The organism is Parabacteroides vesiculifaciens, assembly GCF_049860805.1.
Taxonomy (GTDB): domain Bacteria; phylum Bacteroidota; class Bacteroidia; order Bacteroidales; family Tannerellaceae; genus Parabacteroides.
This window is the reverse complement of the sequence record NZ_CP187555.1, coordinates 160,181-176,217: the sequence shown is the minus strand read 5'-3', so window position 1 is coordinate 176,217 and position 16,037 is coordinate 160,181. Positions and strand designations below refer to the sequence as shown.

The following is a 16,037-nucleotide window of genomic DNA, read 5'->3' as shown; positions in this document are numbered from 1 at the left end:
TCATCCACAACCTTCACACCCTGTCCCGATTACATCTTCTATTATCCGCCTTATCGAACCATTATATTTTGATCGGCCGGTAGCAATACCCGCTCCTGATATGCACGCAACGCAGGCCGGAAGCGTTCAGGGTGCGGGCAAAAGCCAATAAGGGTCGGTTGCAGAATTTGCGCCCCGAGGCTATGGATATATAATCAAGCAACTCGACTGCCGCAAAGACAACACGTTGTTTTTCTTTTTCTCATCTTTCAGCATTTCCATAGCCGACTGAGGCTCGATCATTTTGTGGCCGCCACCATTTCCTTCTATCCACGTAATTTTCATTTCGCCTCCTCCTTATTCGCCAATACATAAACCGCCATTTTCGGGCCACCTAACCGCAGAATATTTCCACTGGCATTCAAACCGCTCAAATCCGCCTGTGCCTGATAACGCGAACAGGCATTCAGCCCCATGCAGGTAGAGCTTCTGATTTCTCCATTCCGTTGAAGATACCGTAAGATGCGCGCGCGCCGTTCTTCCTCCGGAAATGTCTCCTGTTTCCGGAAACCGGCAGCCCGTTCGAACCTCATCAGGTTCATTTTACGCCTCAACGACTTGGCTGCCCTGAATACTACCCGCGAGAAATGAATACTTTCCGCCCGTATTTTCTTCGGATCGGACACCGGGGGACAAGAGGCCGTAGCCTCGAATATCCCGATATCTTCCAGTTCGACACGATCTCCGTCGGAAAGCGCGCTGACCATCTCTTCCTTGAACAGGGACATAATACCTTCCACTTCACCGGCGTTAAAGGTGCTTCGTCCGGCAATCCGCTCACACAAATCTTTGAAAGACAGGATATCCCGGTTCACGATCCGTACGTGCAAGACCTGTTTTGCATCTGTTTCAACCAAGGAAGAAGGGGGATTTTTAAAAAACTGATACTTTGCAGTCATTCTTTGTTGTTATTAGTTTACTCTCTCTATCATAAGATATTAAAAGTTCATTCATATTGATTTAAGATCAACTTCACGTTCCATTCACTTTTCTACCTATATGGAAAAGCTTTTCGATATAGGTGAAAAAGGATGGCGACATATATCGCTATCCTTTGTGACATTGGGGCTAAGACGATTCATACGTGTGTAAAGATATAAAATATACTGGATAAAACCTCAGATTTTCAAGAGAAAAGTAACAGGTAATTCAGCATTTAAAAGAAAAGCCGACGTGGAGAATAAAATACGATCTTCCCGGTTAGAATGGATATCCCACCGCAAAATGCCAAGCAAAGTTGCTACCAAAGTTAGGATTCAGGATAGCCCATTTCCGTTTGCCGCTTTCCTGCGGGTTATAGGCTTTCATTCCGGTATCGAAGCGGACCAGGAAGAAATCGAAATCGAGGCGGAGGCCTAATCCGTAAGAGGCTGCAATCTCTTTGTAGAAACGTGAGAAGTCAAAGTTTCCGTTCGGACGGCTCTCATCCTTATGAAAAGTCCAGATATTACCAGCATCGATAAAGGCGGCCATCTCGAATTTCCAGAACAGCTTAGTGCGGTATTCGAGATTCAGATCCAGGCGGATATCACCGATCTGTTGGGCAAAGGACTTAACCGAATCGAGCGGCATGCTACCGGGGCCGAGCGAACGGACAGACCAGCCGCGGACACTGTTTGCACCTCCGGAGAAATAGCTCCGCTCGAATGGCAGCATTTTTGAATTGCCATACGGATAGCCGACTCCGACACCGACATGGAAAGCCAACTTGTTACGGCTGTCCAGCACAACGCTTTTACTAAAATCAATATCCCCCTTCACAAACTGGGCATAATTGATCCCGAACAATTTATAGCGTCCTTCGTCATCCTTATCCGCACGGGTCAGTTTCGAAAGCCCGTATAGCAAATTGCCCGCCATTTCGAAGGAGAAGCGAACGGAATGCGTATTCCTCAAGCGGTTCTGCGGATCATAATTATTAAATGAATAGGTATAACCGGAACCGACAATAAACTGGTCGGTGAAATTGTAGAGCAAAGTTGATTCGGGCAACGAGTCCTTAAACGACTGGCTGATCTTCGGCAAATGCACATAGTCGATATCCAACAACTTGAACACATGGCGCGCTTGCATATTGCTCCGGTCCTGCCAGATGTAATTCCACCCGGCAGAGACAATAGCCCTTTTAAACTGCGGACGCGTCTGCATGCTGTAGCTTACCTTCAATTCTGTCGTTGCACGAATCTTACGCCGGAAACTCTCATGCAGGAAAGGAAAGAGGAAACGGGGGAACAAGACAGATGTTTCAACACCAAACTCCCAAAAGTTATTTCCTTCCGACTGGCTGCCGGACAACGCCTCATAAGCGCCGCGGACTTTAGTCGAAAAGACCTCCGATCCTCTAAATAAATTCCGGTGCTGGTAGTTCAAACTCGAAGCAAAACCAAAATCACCGGCCGAGTTCGTCCCTTCCACATCCACTCCGAAACCTTGCAGTTTGGCGGGAGAGGTCAGAATCGTACAGTTGAGCTTCATCGTATCGTTCTCTTCAATCTCCGAAAAGCGGATATTCACATTACGCAATGCGCGCAAGGTGGCAAACGAAGAATAGGTCTGCTCCACCGTCCGCTCGTTATACAAGCGTCCCGGCATTATATAATTACTTTTACGCAAGACTCCCGGACGGATGCTTCTGCCATTCTTGCCATACAAGATGTTGATGCCGCGAATCCGAACCGTATCGTACAAGATTGTATTGTTTTCCTCCAGCGTCAACGGATCATAGTCGGTCACGATCGAAACATCTTTGATGTAATACTGGCGATGCAACGTATCGACTACCGTCCCGTCCGGCTTCTGCAAGCGATACGGCTTAAGCAGCATATCCAGATCCACGATATTCCGATTCAAAGAACTATCGGCAATATAAGAGAGATAATCCCGGTTGAAGGCATAATAACCGCGCCGGCGCAACAAAGTCGTGAGGCGTTGCCGCTCTTTGTCAAGGACATCGCGGTCAAACAGGGCACTGTCTTTTATCAGAGAAGTATAATCGTCGGAATATGTACGGAAAGCCGAAGCTAGCACGGAGCGGTGGGGCGGTTTGAGCCGGGCGATGCTGTCGATCTTCGGATCGCTCAGTTCCATCGAATAATCATGAATACGATAGGGAGTGTTAGGGACTATCTTATACGTCACAACCGCTTTTTTACGTTTTGATGTGTCGATAGAAGCAGAAACTTCTGCGTTCGTATATCCTTTATTGATAAAGAAACGCTCCAACTCGCTGACCGACTGGGTAACCAGTGTCGTATCGAGGATAACCGGCGCCTCTCCCATTCGGCGTAGCTGTTTGTTGATCCATTTCTTCTCGTTACGGCCCGACCAGTCGTACACGAACAACTGCCATTTCATCAATCCGAACGCTTTTAAGTTAGGTTGCTGGCGCAAATAAGGCTTCAGATCGCTGTTTTTGTAAGTCTTGCTATCCGACACTATCTCCACTTTGTCCAACAGGTATTCTCCCTCGCCAACATATTTTGTCGAGCTACAGGAGACTAAGAGCAATAGGAAGCAAATGAAATATAGTGTTTGGATTCCCTTCATCATTCAAGCTTTTACGGACGCAAATGTAACTGAATTTAAAGAAATTCCCGTACATTTGCCGCATAAAAAGAGTAAAGATGCTAAGTAAGGGAAAAGTTAAATACATCCATTCGTTAGAAATGAAGAAATATCGGAACGAACTGAATGCATTCGTTGCCGAAGGAAATAAACTGGTTGCAGATATGATGTTTGCCTTTGAATGTGAACTGATCCTTGCCAAACCATCTTGGATGGCTACGCAGGGGAACATTCCGGCAAAAGAATTATTGGAAGCGGATGACGAGGATATCCGCAAAGCCAGCTTCTTGAAAAATCCGCAGGATGTATTGGCCGTATTCAAACGTCCGGACTGGCGGCTTAGCGAAGCCGATCCCTCCTCCTCACTTGTCTTGGCGTTAGACGGCATACAGGATCCGGGAAATCTCGGAACCATCATACGGCTTGCCGACTGGTTCGGCATCGAGCATATCGTTTGCAGCCTCGATACCGCAGATGTATTCAGCCCGAAAACCGTGCAGGCCACAATGGGCGCATTGGCGCATGTAAAAGTCCATTACACGGAGTTAGAAGACTATCTGAAAGCCCAGGTGGCAAAACAGATCCCGCTGTTCGGCACATTCCTCGACGGAGAAAATATGTACACGAAAGAACTGTCGGCAAGCGGAATCATCGTAATGGGGAACGAGGGGAACGGAATACGCCCGCAAATAGAAGAGTTGATCGACCAAAAACTTTACATACCGAGCTTTCCTCCCGAGAGAGAGACATCAGAGTCTCTGAATGTAGCCATTGCTACGGCTGTCATCTGCGCCGAATTTCGCCGTCGCCAGGGGAATCCCGTTCAATAACAGCAAACAGACAGGTGAACCCATTTCGGAAATACCAGTAAAACCCTGTCGTTCAAGCGCATCAACTAATATTTCTCCCGGCAACATGTCAAAGGCAATCTGTTTCTGCGATTCCGCGTCAAGCGCGGGAACGAGAACAGGAATCAGGATACCGTCATAAAACTCCGTACCCGCAATCTCCCCTTCCAAAGGGAAAATGCCAATCAGGATGCCACTGTCGTCCAATTCAACATAGTGCATCCGGTAAAACTGTTTCCAATAGATATAATGAGAAGCGATCCGCCGCACGACACCTGTTTATTTCCCGTCAGATACTTTTACGGCAGACGTATCTTTTACCATATCGGTCAGGCGGCCGTAATTATATTTCATCAGATTCAAGCTATCCAGATAAACCTTGTAGTAAGAAGAATCGGCATTATTCATAAAGATATACCCATATACGCGTTTGATCTGCTTGGTCGGAACCGTCTTCAATATGGTTTCGTGGTAGCCATCGCGAAGAATCTGATCATTGATAGTGACAATCGTATCGCCTTGGTCAGCGCTGATACGTATTTCCGGTTTATAAGCCATACCCTTGTTGATGCCCCAAACATCCATACCCAATACGAACGAGCTGCCAGACGAGTAATTCGTTTCAGGCTTGATATCGAACGTCACACCGTTAAACAAAGCACCGGGTTCCAACCTTAAAGAAGTACGGCGAGGCCAGATATCCACCGAGTCTTGCTTGGAAACGGGAGCAGCTGAAGCCTGCACGTCGCCCAACGCCTTCTGCCGCTTATTCAAATCGGCCAACACACGGTCGTACACCTTCATATAAATATCCAGATGCCGGCCATACCAAACGAGCGAACTGTCGTATTCGGCCTGCGTAATACCATATTTGCGGAAGACAGACTGATATAAAGCCTCCTTATGGGCATTATCGGGAAACTCTTTGCTGTCCAGATTGATCATGGCTTCGGCCAATTGCATATCCACCTGTACAGCTTGCATTTTCTTTTCCGAAAGAATGCCATCCGGTACCTTACTGCAGGCAACCAGTAAAGCGACCAACAGCAAAACGACACTATATCTATGCAGTCTGTTCCGCATTAATTTTTTTATTTTTCTTTAGAGAGACTTGTCGACAAGGTGTGACGGTAAAACAGCAACAACAAAAAGACGCCTACGCAGATTGCCGAGTCGGCCAGGTTAAAGATCGGACGGAAAAAGACAAATTCTTCTCCTCCCCACACCGGCACCCAGCCGGGCAACACCGTCTGTATCAAAGGAAAATAGAACATATCGACCACCTTTCCGTGCAACCAGCTGGCATAACCTCCTCCTTCCGGCATAAACGTAGCAACCTGTCCAAAGCTATGATCGAATACCACCCCATAAAATATAGAGTCGATAATGTTCCCGATAGCCCCCGCAAATATCAACGAGATGCAAGCGATAAAGCCAAAGGTATAATTTTGTTTCACCAGCTTATACAGGTAATACCCGATAAAGCCGACAGCCACAATGCGGAATACCGACAAAAACAGTTTACCGATCACTTCTATCCCAAAAGCCATCCCCGGGTTCTCGGTAAAGTAGAGATAAAACCACGGAGTAACTTCAATGCTCTCATGCAGCTGCATGTGAGTTTTAATCCATATTTTAAGAGCCTGGTCAAGAATAAGGAGCAGCATCACAATTAACACTGCTCCCCAACCTTTGGAATATCTCATTTACTTGGCACCTCCCTGTTTAGCTTCGATACTCAAAGTAGCATGAGGCACTGCACGTAATCTTTCTTTCGGGATCAATTTACCGGTCTCGCGGCAAATACCGTACGTCTTATTCTCAATCCGGATCAATGCAGCCTGCAAGTTCTGGATAAACTTCATCTGACGCTGTGCCAAACGGCCGGCTTCTTCTTTTGATAAAGTCGCAGCACCTTCCTCCAATACTTTAAATGTAGGAGATGTATCGGCGACATCATTACCGTCAGAATTAGTGACTCCGGATCTCAACAGGTCATAATCTTTCTTTGCTTTTTCCAGCTTTTCCAATATTATGGCGCGGAACTCCTCGAGTTCAGCATCCGAATATCTTGTTTTTTCTGCCATGGTTCATTTTAATTAATAATTAACAATTAAGGATGAAAATGAATACTGCGAAAGATTTCTCTTTCTCTTGCCCACAAATATAAGCAATTCCTGCATTATTCATTATTCATTATACATTATTCATTGAATATTTACGCTTTTTCGATCCGTACCGAAAGCCTGAAGTCTTCGAAATCCAACTCGGTCGCATCACTGATCACATCCGTAATTTCCACTGATACAGCTAATACCTGGTTTGCGATATATGAATTAAAGTCTTTGATCGCTTCATCCATCACATCGCTCGAAAGAACAGTCACCGTGATCTTGTCCGTAATATCGAAACCGTTGCTCTTACGCAGGTTCTGGATACGGTTTACCAACTCACGCGCCAGTCCTTCCTTACGGAGGTTTTCTGTCACGGTGATATCCAATGCTACTGTCAGGCGGCCATCGTTAGCAACCAGCCAACCCGGTATATCTTCGGAGATGATTTCAACATCTGCACGTTCGATTACCGCTTCCTGCCCTTCAACGGTCAGCGTGTACGTTCCGGCTTTTTCGAATGCATTGATTTCGTCCTGGCTCATCGTTTGGATAGCGGCAGCCAATGCTTTCATGATCTTGCCATAACGCGGGCCTAACTTTTTGAAGTCCGGCTTGATCTTCTTCACCAGAATACCGGCAGCGTTATCGACAAATTTCAGTTCTTTCACATTGACCTCGTTCAGGATCAATGCTTTCACAGCTTCAATGCTTTCCTGCTGATGGGCATCCATAACCGGAACCATGATGGTCTGCAGCGGTTGCCGCACCTTGATATTCACCTTACGGCGCAAAGCCAACACTATAGAGGACACATCCTGCGCCATTTGCATACGTTCTTCCAGATTCTTGTCGATCAATGCCTCGTTGCAAACCGGGAATTCAGACAGGTGAACAGATTCAACCTCCTCACGTCCGGTAGCGGCAATCAGGTCGCCAAACAACTGGTCTGCATAGAACGGTGCGATCGGAGCCATCAATTTGGCGATCGTTTCCAGACAGGTATAAAGTGTCTGGTAAGCGGACAACTTATCGGTCGTCATACCTCCACCCCAGAAACGCCGGCGGTTCAAGCGCACGTACCAGTTACTCAGATTGTCGTTTACGAAATCGGAGATTGCACGTCCGGCACGGGTCGGTTCATATGTGTCTAAGAAGCCATCCACATTTTTCACCAGCGAATTCAGCAACGACAGAATCCAACGGTCGATTTCGGGACGTTCTTTCCAGTCTACATCCGGTTCAGAATAATCGAAACCGTCCACGTTCGCATACAAAGCGAAGAACGAATATGTATTATATAATGTACCGAAGAACTTGCGGCGAACTTCTTCGATACCGTCTATATCAAACTTGATGTTATCCCACGGAGAAGCATTCGTGATCATGTACCAGCGCAAAGGATCGGAACCGTACTGCTCGATCGTTGCGAACGGGTCGACAGCGTTCCCCAAGCGTTTGGACATCTTGTTGCCATTCTTATCCAGTACCAGTCCATTGGAGACGACAGCTTTATACGACACGCTGTCGAACACCATCGCAGCGATCGCATGCAAAGTGAAGAACCATCCGCGTGTCTGGTCTACGCCTTCAGCGATAAAGTCGGCCGGATAAACCTTGCGGTCGTCGAAAATCTCCTTGTTCTCAAACGGATAATGAATCTGTGCATAAGGCATCGCACCCGAATCGAACCACACGTCGATCAGGTCGGTCTCGCGTTTCATCGGCTTGCCGCTCTTGGAAACCAGGATCACATCGTCCACATACGGACGGTGCAGGTCGATCTTCTCGTAGTTTTCCTTTGTATATTCGCCCGGCTGGAATTTCAAGTCCTTGTATGGATTGGATTCCATCAGTCCGGCTTTTACGGATTTCTCTATTTCATTGTACAGTTCTTCAACCGAACCGATACAGATTTCTTCCGCCCCGTCTTCGGTACGCCAGATAGGCAACGGTGTGCCCCAATAGCGGCTACGGCTCAGGTTCCAATCCTGGAGGTTTTCCAGCCATTTGCCAAAACGTCCCGTGCCGGTGCTTTGCGGTTTCCAATTGATCGTATTGTTGAGTTCGATCATCCGTTCGCGGCAAGCGGTCGTGCGGATAAACCAGCTATCCAGCGGATAATACAACACAGGTTTGTCAGTACGCCAACAATGCGGATAGTTGTGCACATGCTTTTCGATGCGGAATACACGGTTCTGCGCTTTCAGCATCATGCAGATTTCGATATCCAGCGTTTCGTCTTTTTCGCCTTTTGATGCATCGTAAGCATTCTTAACGAACTTACCCTGCCACGGATCATAATCGGCTGCATTCATGTGCGCCTGTACGTATTCGGGATCAAGGTCTTCCAAGAGATAAAACTTACCTGTCATATCGACCATCGGACGGCGATTCCCGTCTTTGTCGATCATCATCAAAGGAGGCACGCCGCTTGCTTTTGCCACACGGTCGTCATCCGCACCGAAAGTCGGAGCGATATGTACGATACCCGTACCATCTTCAACCGTCACATAGTCGCCGGTGATTACCCGGAAAGCGCCTTCTTCCGGATTTACCCACGGGATCAGCTGCTCGTAATGCATACCGGCCAGTTCCGGTCCTTTCCATTCGCCGACCACTTTGAACGGCACCAGTTTGTCACCGGGTTTATAGTCGGTCAAAGCCAGATCCGCAGCTTTCGGATTGAAATATACATTCAACAAGTCCTTAGCCAAAACTGCCGTCATCGGCATGCCCGTATACGGATTATAAGTCTGAACAGCTACATAAGTAAAGTTCGGGCCCACGCAAAGAGCCGTATTGGAAGGCAATGTCCACGGAGTAGTGGTCCATGCCAGGAAAAACGATTCGCCGAATTCCGCCATCTCAGGCTTCGGATCGAGAATACGGAACTGAGCCGTACAAGTCGTATCTTTCACGTCGCGATAACATCCCGGCTGGTTCAGCTCATGCGAGCTAAGCCCTGTTCCGGCAGCCGGCGAATACGGCTGGATCGTGTAGCCTTTATACAGCAAGCCCTTCTTATAGAGTTCCTTCAGCAGATACCACAATGTTTCGATATAACGGTTATCGTAAGTGATATAGGGGTTTTCAAGATCCACCCAATATCCCATCTTCTGTGTCAGGTCTGTCCACTCCTTCGTGAATTTCATCACGTCACGGCGGCAGGCAGCATTATACTCGGCCACAGAAATCTTTTTGCCGATATCTTCTTTGGTTATACCCAATGTCTTCTCAACTCCCAGCTCTACCGGCAGTCCGTGCGTATCCCATCCGGCCTTACGGTTGACAAGATATCCTTTCATGGTCTTATAACGGCAGAAAATATCCTTAATCGAACGGGCAATCACATGGTGAATACCGGGCATACCGTTTGCAGAAGGAGGACCTTCATAAAATACAAACGAGGGATGTCCTTCGCGGATTTTAAGACTCTTATGGAAGATGTCGCCATCCTGCCATTTCTTCAGCACCTCTTTATTGACGTTCGACAAGTCAAATTTGGAGTATTCGGCAAATTTCTTACTCATATTGCGTTATATTTATCTATCTTCTCAAAAATTGCCGCAAAGGTAGTGATTTAATTCGAATTAGGCAATACGGAAAGAGCAAGGTGTCAAATCTGTTCCGGCGCATTATCCAGCGCCATCAATAATGCCACCACTTCCGAATAATTCTTCCGGCCGGAAGGAATGTTGTTTCCTTTCAGAAACCAGTTGTAAGCGGTACTTTGGATTTTCCCGATAAGCGGGCTATACAAATCCAGCCAATAGGCTGCTTTCCGGTTATAGACCTCTTTGATCTCCGGCAAGATCGTTTCTTTCCATTGGTTAAATTCTTCTTCGGGCAGGAGTTGATATGCATTGCTCAGCACATAAGGCAACAAAGCAAAGTAAGCGGAGAAACGAATCTCCGGCACTTCCGAGCGTGAACAAACCAGGAAACCGTATAGATTCGCTTCCGCCTCGCTCGATATTCCTAACACATGCGCCATTTCGTGTGCATAAGTAAACGGATACTGGACAGGCAACAGCTTCGGATTCAGGTTATACTCGGTAAAAAAAGGCCCCATATAACCTAAAACGCCCACACTGCTCATCAGGGAAGGGAGCAACATCGGCTTCGGATGCAGATATCCGGCAGGGAGAACCAACCCGAATCTTCCGGCTATTTCCCTGTATCCTTTTTTGGATTCCTCCGCAACAACAACTTTATCGACTGTCTCTATAGGAACAAAAGAAGCATTCAAAGAATCCGTATAGGCAGACAGAAAAGAACGAAATGCATCAGCCGAATAGGCAGCATACGGAATCTGTGTCCGGTTAAAGAAATCCTGCCGGAAATAATTCAGCCCCCACGCCATATAAAACCAGACATATCCCCACAACAGGTATTCGACAATCCGCCCCACTGCCGTCTTCCACGAACGTCTTCCGGCAATAGCATAAACCACGTAGATAAGCAAACCGACAATGCTGCCATATATCAGGCAATCACCCACCGAAAAAGGAAAAAGGGAAGAGAAACGGGACAGAACGGCCGATACATACGGATAGATATTCCGAGCATACACCTCTCCTGCTCCCGGCGAACGCATCGTGAGCCAGATAGCGGCCAGAAGGAGAGATAAGACTATCCAGCGTATGTATTTCAATTTAAAATGCGACATTGCAATGAGGGGCGAGCAGACCTCGCCCCTACGGTATATTTACAATATGTTTTTATTCAATAATTTCTTCGTTTCCGCTTCCGACAGATTCCGGCGGCAAGCATAATCCGTCATCTGTTCCTCGTCGATATTGCCGATCATGAAGTATTGGGAATCCGGATGTGCAATATAAATACCGCTAACCGTCGCCGTCGGGTACATCGCTCCATTTTCCGTCAACCGGACACCGATCTGTGACATATCCAACAACTTATCCAGCGTATAATTTAAAAGCTGGTCCGGCAATGAAGGATAGCCGACAGCCGGACGTATACCCTGATATTTCACTTTGTACAGGTCAGGAATGGAGAGCGATTCATCCGGTACATATCCCCAATATTCCTTTCGGACTTTTTCATGGAGATATTCGGCTGTAGCTTCAGCCAAACGGTCGGTCAAGGTTTGCAACAACATGGAATTATAGGTATCGCCATCCTGCTCAAACCGTTCTTTCAGAGCTTCAGCACCGACACCAGCCGTCACCACGAAAGCGCCGGCATAATCCGTACGTCCTTCCGATACTGGCATCACATAATCGGCCAGCGATTTGTAGACATTTTCCTCTTTCTTTGCCTGTTGGCGCAAAACAGGAAGCTGGATTTCACCTATACGGATATTATCTCCGTCGCTGTTTGCCGGGAAGAAGCCGTAAACCGCCTTGCAGTATTCGGCTTTCATCTCAACCAGACAATCCAACAACTTAACAGCATCTTTATATAACTGCATAGCCTCCGACGCCTTTGCCCGGTCCGCTTCCGAGAACTTGGCTAGCCAAGCGGCACGACAGGCGTCACAACCGTGGATTTGCGCAATTTCCGAAAAACGCCCGTTCAGTTTCCAAGCGCTGAAAAAGAAAGTCCAGTGTATATATGGGATTATTTCTTCCAAAGGGATATAAGGAATCACCTGTATCCCGCTCTGAGCCGGAATGACCGGACTATAAGAAGTCCAATCGATCTTCGGATGATTCATCCGGGCTTCTGCCAATGAAACCAATATCTCTTTTTTCTTGTTCATGGAGGCACGTAACGCTTCATATTCGCTGTTCAACTGGGCAATATAAGCATCCCGCGTATCTGGGTTCAACAATTTAGCTGCAATCAACGGGTTCTGCGAGGCATCCAGCACATGAATAACCGGATAGTCATAACGAGGAGCAATCTTAATGGCCGTATGTAACTTCGAAGTCGTAGCGCCGCCCACCATTATAGGTATATCCAAGCCGGCTTTCTGCATTTCGTCCGTCACATGCACCATCTCTTCGAGCGAAGGCGTGATCAGACCGGAAAGACAAACCAGATCGGGCTTTTCTTCAATCGCCTTTTTCACGATCACATCTGCCGGGACCATCACCCCTAAATCGATCACCTCATAGTTGTTGCAAGCCAGAACGATCGAAACAATATTCTTTCCGATGTCGTGCACATCGCCTTTTACTGTTGCAAAAACGACTTTTCCAGCCTTTGCCGAACAGGAAGTCGCTTTTTCTGCTTCGATTGCGGGTTGCAGGATGGCAACAGCCTTTTTCATCGTACGAGCAGTCTTGACAACCTGCGGCAGAAACATTTTTCCGGCGCCGAACAATTCACCGACTTTATTCATTCCGCCCATCAGCGGTCCGTCGATAATATCCACCGCACGCGGATATTCCTTCAAGGCTTCCTTCAAATCTTCTTCCAGATGATCACCAACCCCTTTTATCAAAGCATATTCCAAGCGTTCCTTCAACGGATATTCACGCCAGACTTCCAGCTTTTCATCTCCCCCCTCCTGCGCTTTTACATGTAGGTTCTGGGCGTATGTGATCAGTTCTTCCGCAGCTTCCTGACGACGGGCCAGAATGACGTCTTCCAGTAACGTACGGAAAGCAGGTTCAATATCTTCATAGAGTACAGACGACGACGGGTTCACGATCCCCATATCCATACCTTTATTAATCGCATGATACAGGAATACAGAATGCATAGCCTCCCGCACATAATTATTTCCACGAAAAGAGAAGGAAAGGTTACTGACACCGCCGCTCACCTTCGCGCCCGGCAGGTTCTTCTTGATCCATTCCACGGCACGGATAAAATCAAGGCCGTAACCGTTATGCTCTTCCATGCCGGTTGCGATAGCCAGCACATTCGGATCGAAAATAATCCCGTTCGGATCAAAATCCACTTTCTCCCTCAGAAGACGGTAAGCGCGTCCGCAAACCTCGATCTTCCGTTCGAACGTGTCGGCCTGTCCTTTTTCATCAAAAGCCATTACGACCGCGGCAGCCCCCAACTGTTTGATACGGGCGGCGTGTTGCAGGAATACTTCTTCACCTTCTTTCAAAGAGATCGAATTCACGATGCTTTTACCCTGCACGCACATCAATCCTTTTTCGATCACCTCCCATTTGGAAGAGTCGATCATCACGGGAACACGGCAAATATCAGGCTCGGAAGCAATCAGGTTCAGAAAAGTCGTCATCTCCTTCACGGCATCCAACATTCCGTCGTCCATATTGATATCGATCACCTGTGCACCGTCTTCCACCTGCTTGCGGGCAATCGTCAAAGCCTCTTCATAATTCTCCTCCTTGATCAGGCGCAGAAACTTGCGTGAACCAGCCACATTACATCGTTCGCCGACATTTACAAAATTATTCTCCGGCTTTACTTCGAGCAGTTCCAAACCGGACAACCAAAGGCAGTCGGGCTTCTGAGCCGGAACATGCAGCTTGGCTCCTTTTACCAGTTCGGGATATTTAGCAATATGGGCCGGCGTCGTACCGCAACATCCCCCGAGGATATTAACCAAGCCTTCATCGATAAAGGGTTTTACATGGACAGCCATCTTTTCCGGCGTCTCATCATACGAACCGAAGCTGTTCGGCAAACCGGCATTCGGGTAAGCACTTATATAATAAGGAGCATGTTTTGCCAATTCAGCCAAGTAAGGTTTCATATCGGCAGCACCGAAAGAACAGTTCAAACCGACACTGACAATATTGGTATGTTGCACGGAAGCCAAAAATGCAAGCAATGTCTGTCCCGAAAACGTACGTCCGCCCTGGGCTGACAACGTCAGAGAAAGCATAATCGGCAAATCCTTGCCTTTTTCTTTCAACACAGTCTCGGCAGCTTCCAACCCGGCTTTCACATTCAGCGTGTCGAAAGTCGTTTCAAATAAGACGATATCCACGCCTCCGTCTACCAAAGCGTCCACCTGTTCTTTATAGGCGTTATACAAATCCATATAGGTTACAGCCCGGTAAGCCGGATCACTCACGTCGGGACTCATGGAAGCCGTCTTATTAGTTGGGCCGATGGAACCGGCAACAAAGATCGTACGATCCGGATGTTCCGCCATAAAGCCATCAGCAACCTCGCGTGCAAGCTTTCCGGCAGCCAGGTTTATATTCCGCACCTGTCCCTGCATGCCATAATCTTCCATCGAGATGGCGTTTGCATTGAAGGTGTTGGTAGCAAAGATATCGGCACCGGCATCCAGATACTGGCGGTGAATCGATTTAATCACATCCGGTCGGGTGATACACAACAGATCGTTATTACCTTTCAGGTCGCCCGCCCAATCCACAAACTGTTCCCCGCGATAGTCCTTCTCGGTCAGTTTAAATCCCTGGACCATCGTACCCATTCCTCCATCCAGAATCAAAATACGTTCTTTCAGGGCATTCAAAAATATCTCTTTATTCATAAAGGTTCGTTACCGTTTAAATGCACGATCCATCTCCCGGCGGTCATCCCGCTCCTTGATAGAGTCACGTTTATCATATTCCTTTTTACCTTTGGCGATAGCGACAACAATTTTAGCCAGTCCCTTGTCATTAATAAAAAGGCGTGTCGGAATAATTGTAAAACCATTATTGCGGGCAGCACTTTCAATCTTCCGTAATTCCTTTTTAGTCAACAGCAGCTTGCGGTCACGGCGGGCCGTATGGTTATTGTAAGTTCCATAGAAATATTCAGCCACATACATATTTTTCACCCACAATTCGCCTTTCTCCACAATGCAGAACGTATCGACCAAGCTCGCTTTTCCCAGACGGATCGATTTGATCTCCGTACCGGTCAGCACAATACCAGCCGTAAACGTGTCGAGCAACTCATAATCGAAAGTTGCCCGCTTATTCTTTATCTGTATGTTATTACTAATCTTCTCTTTCATCTTATTCTTCTATCAAAAACGTAAACCGGGCATCAGCATGGAAAGGATAACCTCGATCAACCAGGGCGTCAACAAAATCAATCCGGTAGCGATACCGACAAACTTCAAACGGATCTTCTCTTCCACCTGCATATAAGGGCCTGCCCCTTCCCATACAATATAAAACGTATATAAAACAAATATACGCAAAAAGAAAAATTCGGGGAGCAGCATCAACACAATATTCAATGCAAACATCAGCGAAGACGAATACCCGACAAAGCGTTGGCACAACTTCATATCCTTCTCCCGTTTAAACAATCCTTGCCAAAGTTCGTTCAACAAATAAGAAGCCAAGTAAAAACCGCCAAACGAAGCGACCAGTGTCCGGATAGACGATTTCAGCGCCAGTTCGACATCAAACTCCTTCCTGGTGAACAGCACACCTAAAAAAGCAGCCACCGTTACGAATCCGATCAGGGGATACACAAACCGGGATAAAAACTCATCGTCTTTTTCTTCTTTTTTTGTAAGAATATCCCACGCCTTTCCCGGCTGGGAGATGATGGCTACTACCAATTTAAATATCTCTTTATACATTTTTCAATACGCTCGTTTGCT

At 47.2% G+C, this 16,037-nt stretch carries 13 protein-coding genes; 1 reads left to right on the top strand and 12 read right to left on the bottom strand.

Features of this window, described 5'->3' with window-relative positions; translation table 11 throughout:
• Nucleotides 1-180 precede the first annotated feature (180 nt).
• The 3 genes from ACPYIV_RS00770 to ACPYIV_RS00760 form a co-directional block, all read right to left on the bottom strand.
• Nucleotides 181-324 carry a hypothetical protein gene (locus tag ACPYIV_RS00770; protein ID WP_293732322.1) on the bottom strand — a complete coding sequence of 48 codons (144 nt, stop codon included), beginning with the start codon at nucleotides 322-324 and terminating at the stop codon, nucleotides 181-183.
• Nucleotides 321-938, bottom strand: a complete 618-nt coding sequence (locus ACPYIV_RS00765; protein WP_425885044.1) for an HU family DNA-binding protein — start codon at nucleotides 936-938, stop codon at nucleotides 321-323. The genes ACPYIV_RS00770 and ACPYIV_RS00765 overlap by 4 nt, the downstream gene beginning before the upstream one ends.
• Nucleotides 939-1,239: 301 nt before the next feature.
• Entirely contained in the window at nucleotides 1,240-3,588 is a 2,349-nt protein-coding gene (locus ACPYIV_RS00760; protein ID WP_293732320.1) for a BamA/TamA family outer membrane protein, read from the bottom strand.
• A gap of 74 nt (nucleotides 3,589-3,662) precedes the next feature.
• On the opposite strand from ACPYIV_RS00760, the gene ACPYIV_RS00755 reads away from it, so the two are divergent.
• Nucleotides 3,663-4,433 (top strand): RNA methyltransferase, encoded by a 771-nt coding sequence (locus ACPYIV_RS00755; RefSeq protein WP_293739710.1) that lies wholly within the window; start codon nucleotides 3,663-3,665, stop codon nucleotides 4,431-4,433.
• On the opposite strand, the gene ACPYIV_RS00750 is transcribed toward ACPYIV_RS00755, so the two are convergent.
• From ACPYIV_RS00750 to ACPYIV_RS00710, 9 genes are all read right to left on the bottom strand, one after another.
• On the bottom strand, nucleotides 4,353-4,721 hold the full coding sequence (locus ACPYIV_RS00750) for a hypothetical protein (protein WP_293732318.1): 369 nt from the start codon (nucleotides 4,719-4,721) through the stop codon (nucleotides 4,353-4,355). The two genes, ACPYIV_RS00755 and ACPYIV_RS00750, sit on opposite strands and share 81 nt — an antisense overlap.
• A gap of 9 nt (nucleotides 4,722-4,730) precedes the next feature.
• Nucleotides 4,731-5,534, bottom strand: coding sequence for a DUF4296 domain-containing protein (locus ACPYIV_RS00745; protein ID WP_293732317.1), 804 nt, complete (start codon nucleotides 5,532-5,534; stop codon nucleotides 4,731-4,733).
• Between the two features lie 8 nt (nucleotides 5,535-5,542).
• The gene (locus tag ACPYIV_RS00740) at nucleotides 5,543-6,157 is read right to left on the bottom strand and encodes a lipoprotein signal peptidase (protein ID WP_293732316.1); all 615 of its coding nucleotides are present in this window, start codon (nucleotides 6,155-6,157) and stop codon (nucleotides 5,543-5,545) included.
• The gene (locus ACPYIV_RS00735; RefSeq protein WP_005641525.1) at nucleotides 6,158-6,538 is read right to left on the bottom strand and encodes a TraR/DksA family transcriptional regulator; all 381 of its coding nucleotides are present in this window, start codon (nucleotides 6,536-6,538) and stop codon (nucleotides 6,158-6,160) included.
• Nucleotides 6,539-6,669: 131 nt separating this feature from the next.
• Nucleotides 6,670-10,095, bottom strand: a complete 3,426-nt coding sequence (ileS, locus tag ACPYIV_RS00730) for an isoleucine--tRNA ligase (RefSeq protein WP_425885039.1) — start codon at nucleotides 10,093-10,095, stop codon at nucleotides 6,670-6,672.
• Between the two features lie 86 nt (nucleotides 10,096-10,181).
• The gene (locus ACPYIV_RS00725) at nucleotides 10,182-11,234 is read right to left on the bottom strand and encodes a DUF3810 domain-containing protein (protein WP_425885037.1); all 1,053 of its coding nucleotides are present in this window, start codon (nucleotides 11,232-11,234) and stop codon (nucleotides 10,182-10,184) included.
• 39 nt (nucleotides 11,235-11,273) lie between these two features.
• The gene (gene metH, locus ACPYIV_RS00720) at nucleotides 11,274-14,966 is read right to left on the bottom strand and encodes a methionine synthase (RefSeq protein ID WP_293732313.1); all 3,693 of its coding nucleotides are present in this window, start codon (nucleotides 14,964-14,966) and stop codon (nucleotides 11,274-11,276) included.
• Nucleotides 14,967-14,975: 9 nt separating this feature from the next.
• Nucleotides 14,976-15,437, bottom strand: a complete 462-nt coding sequence (gene smpB / locus ACPYIV_RS00715; RefSeq protein WP_293732312.1) for an SsrA-binding protein — start codon at nucleotides 15,435-15,437, stop codon at nucleotides 14,976-14,978.
• Between the two features lie 12 nt (nucleotides 15,438-15,449).
• Entirely contained in the window at nucleotides 15,450-16,016 is a 567-nt protein-coding gene (locus tag ACPYIV_RS00710; protein ID WP_293732311.1) for a YIP1 family protein, read from the bottom strand.
• Nucleotides 16,017-16,037: the final 21 nt, after the last annotated feature.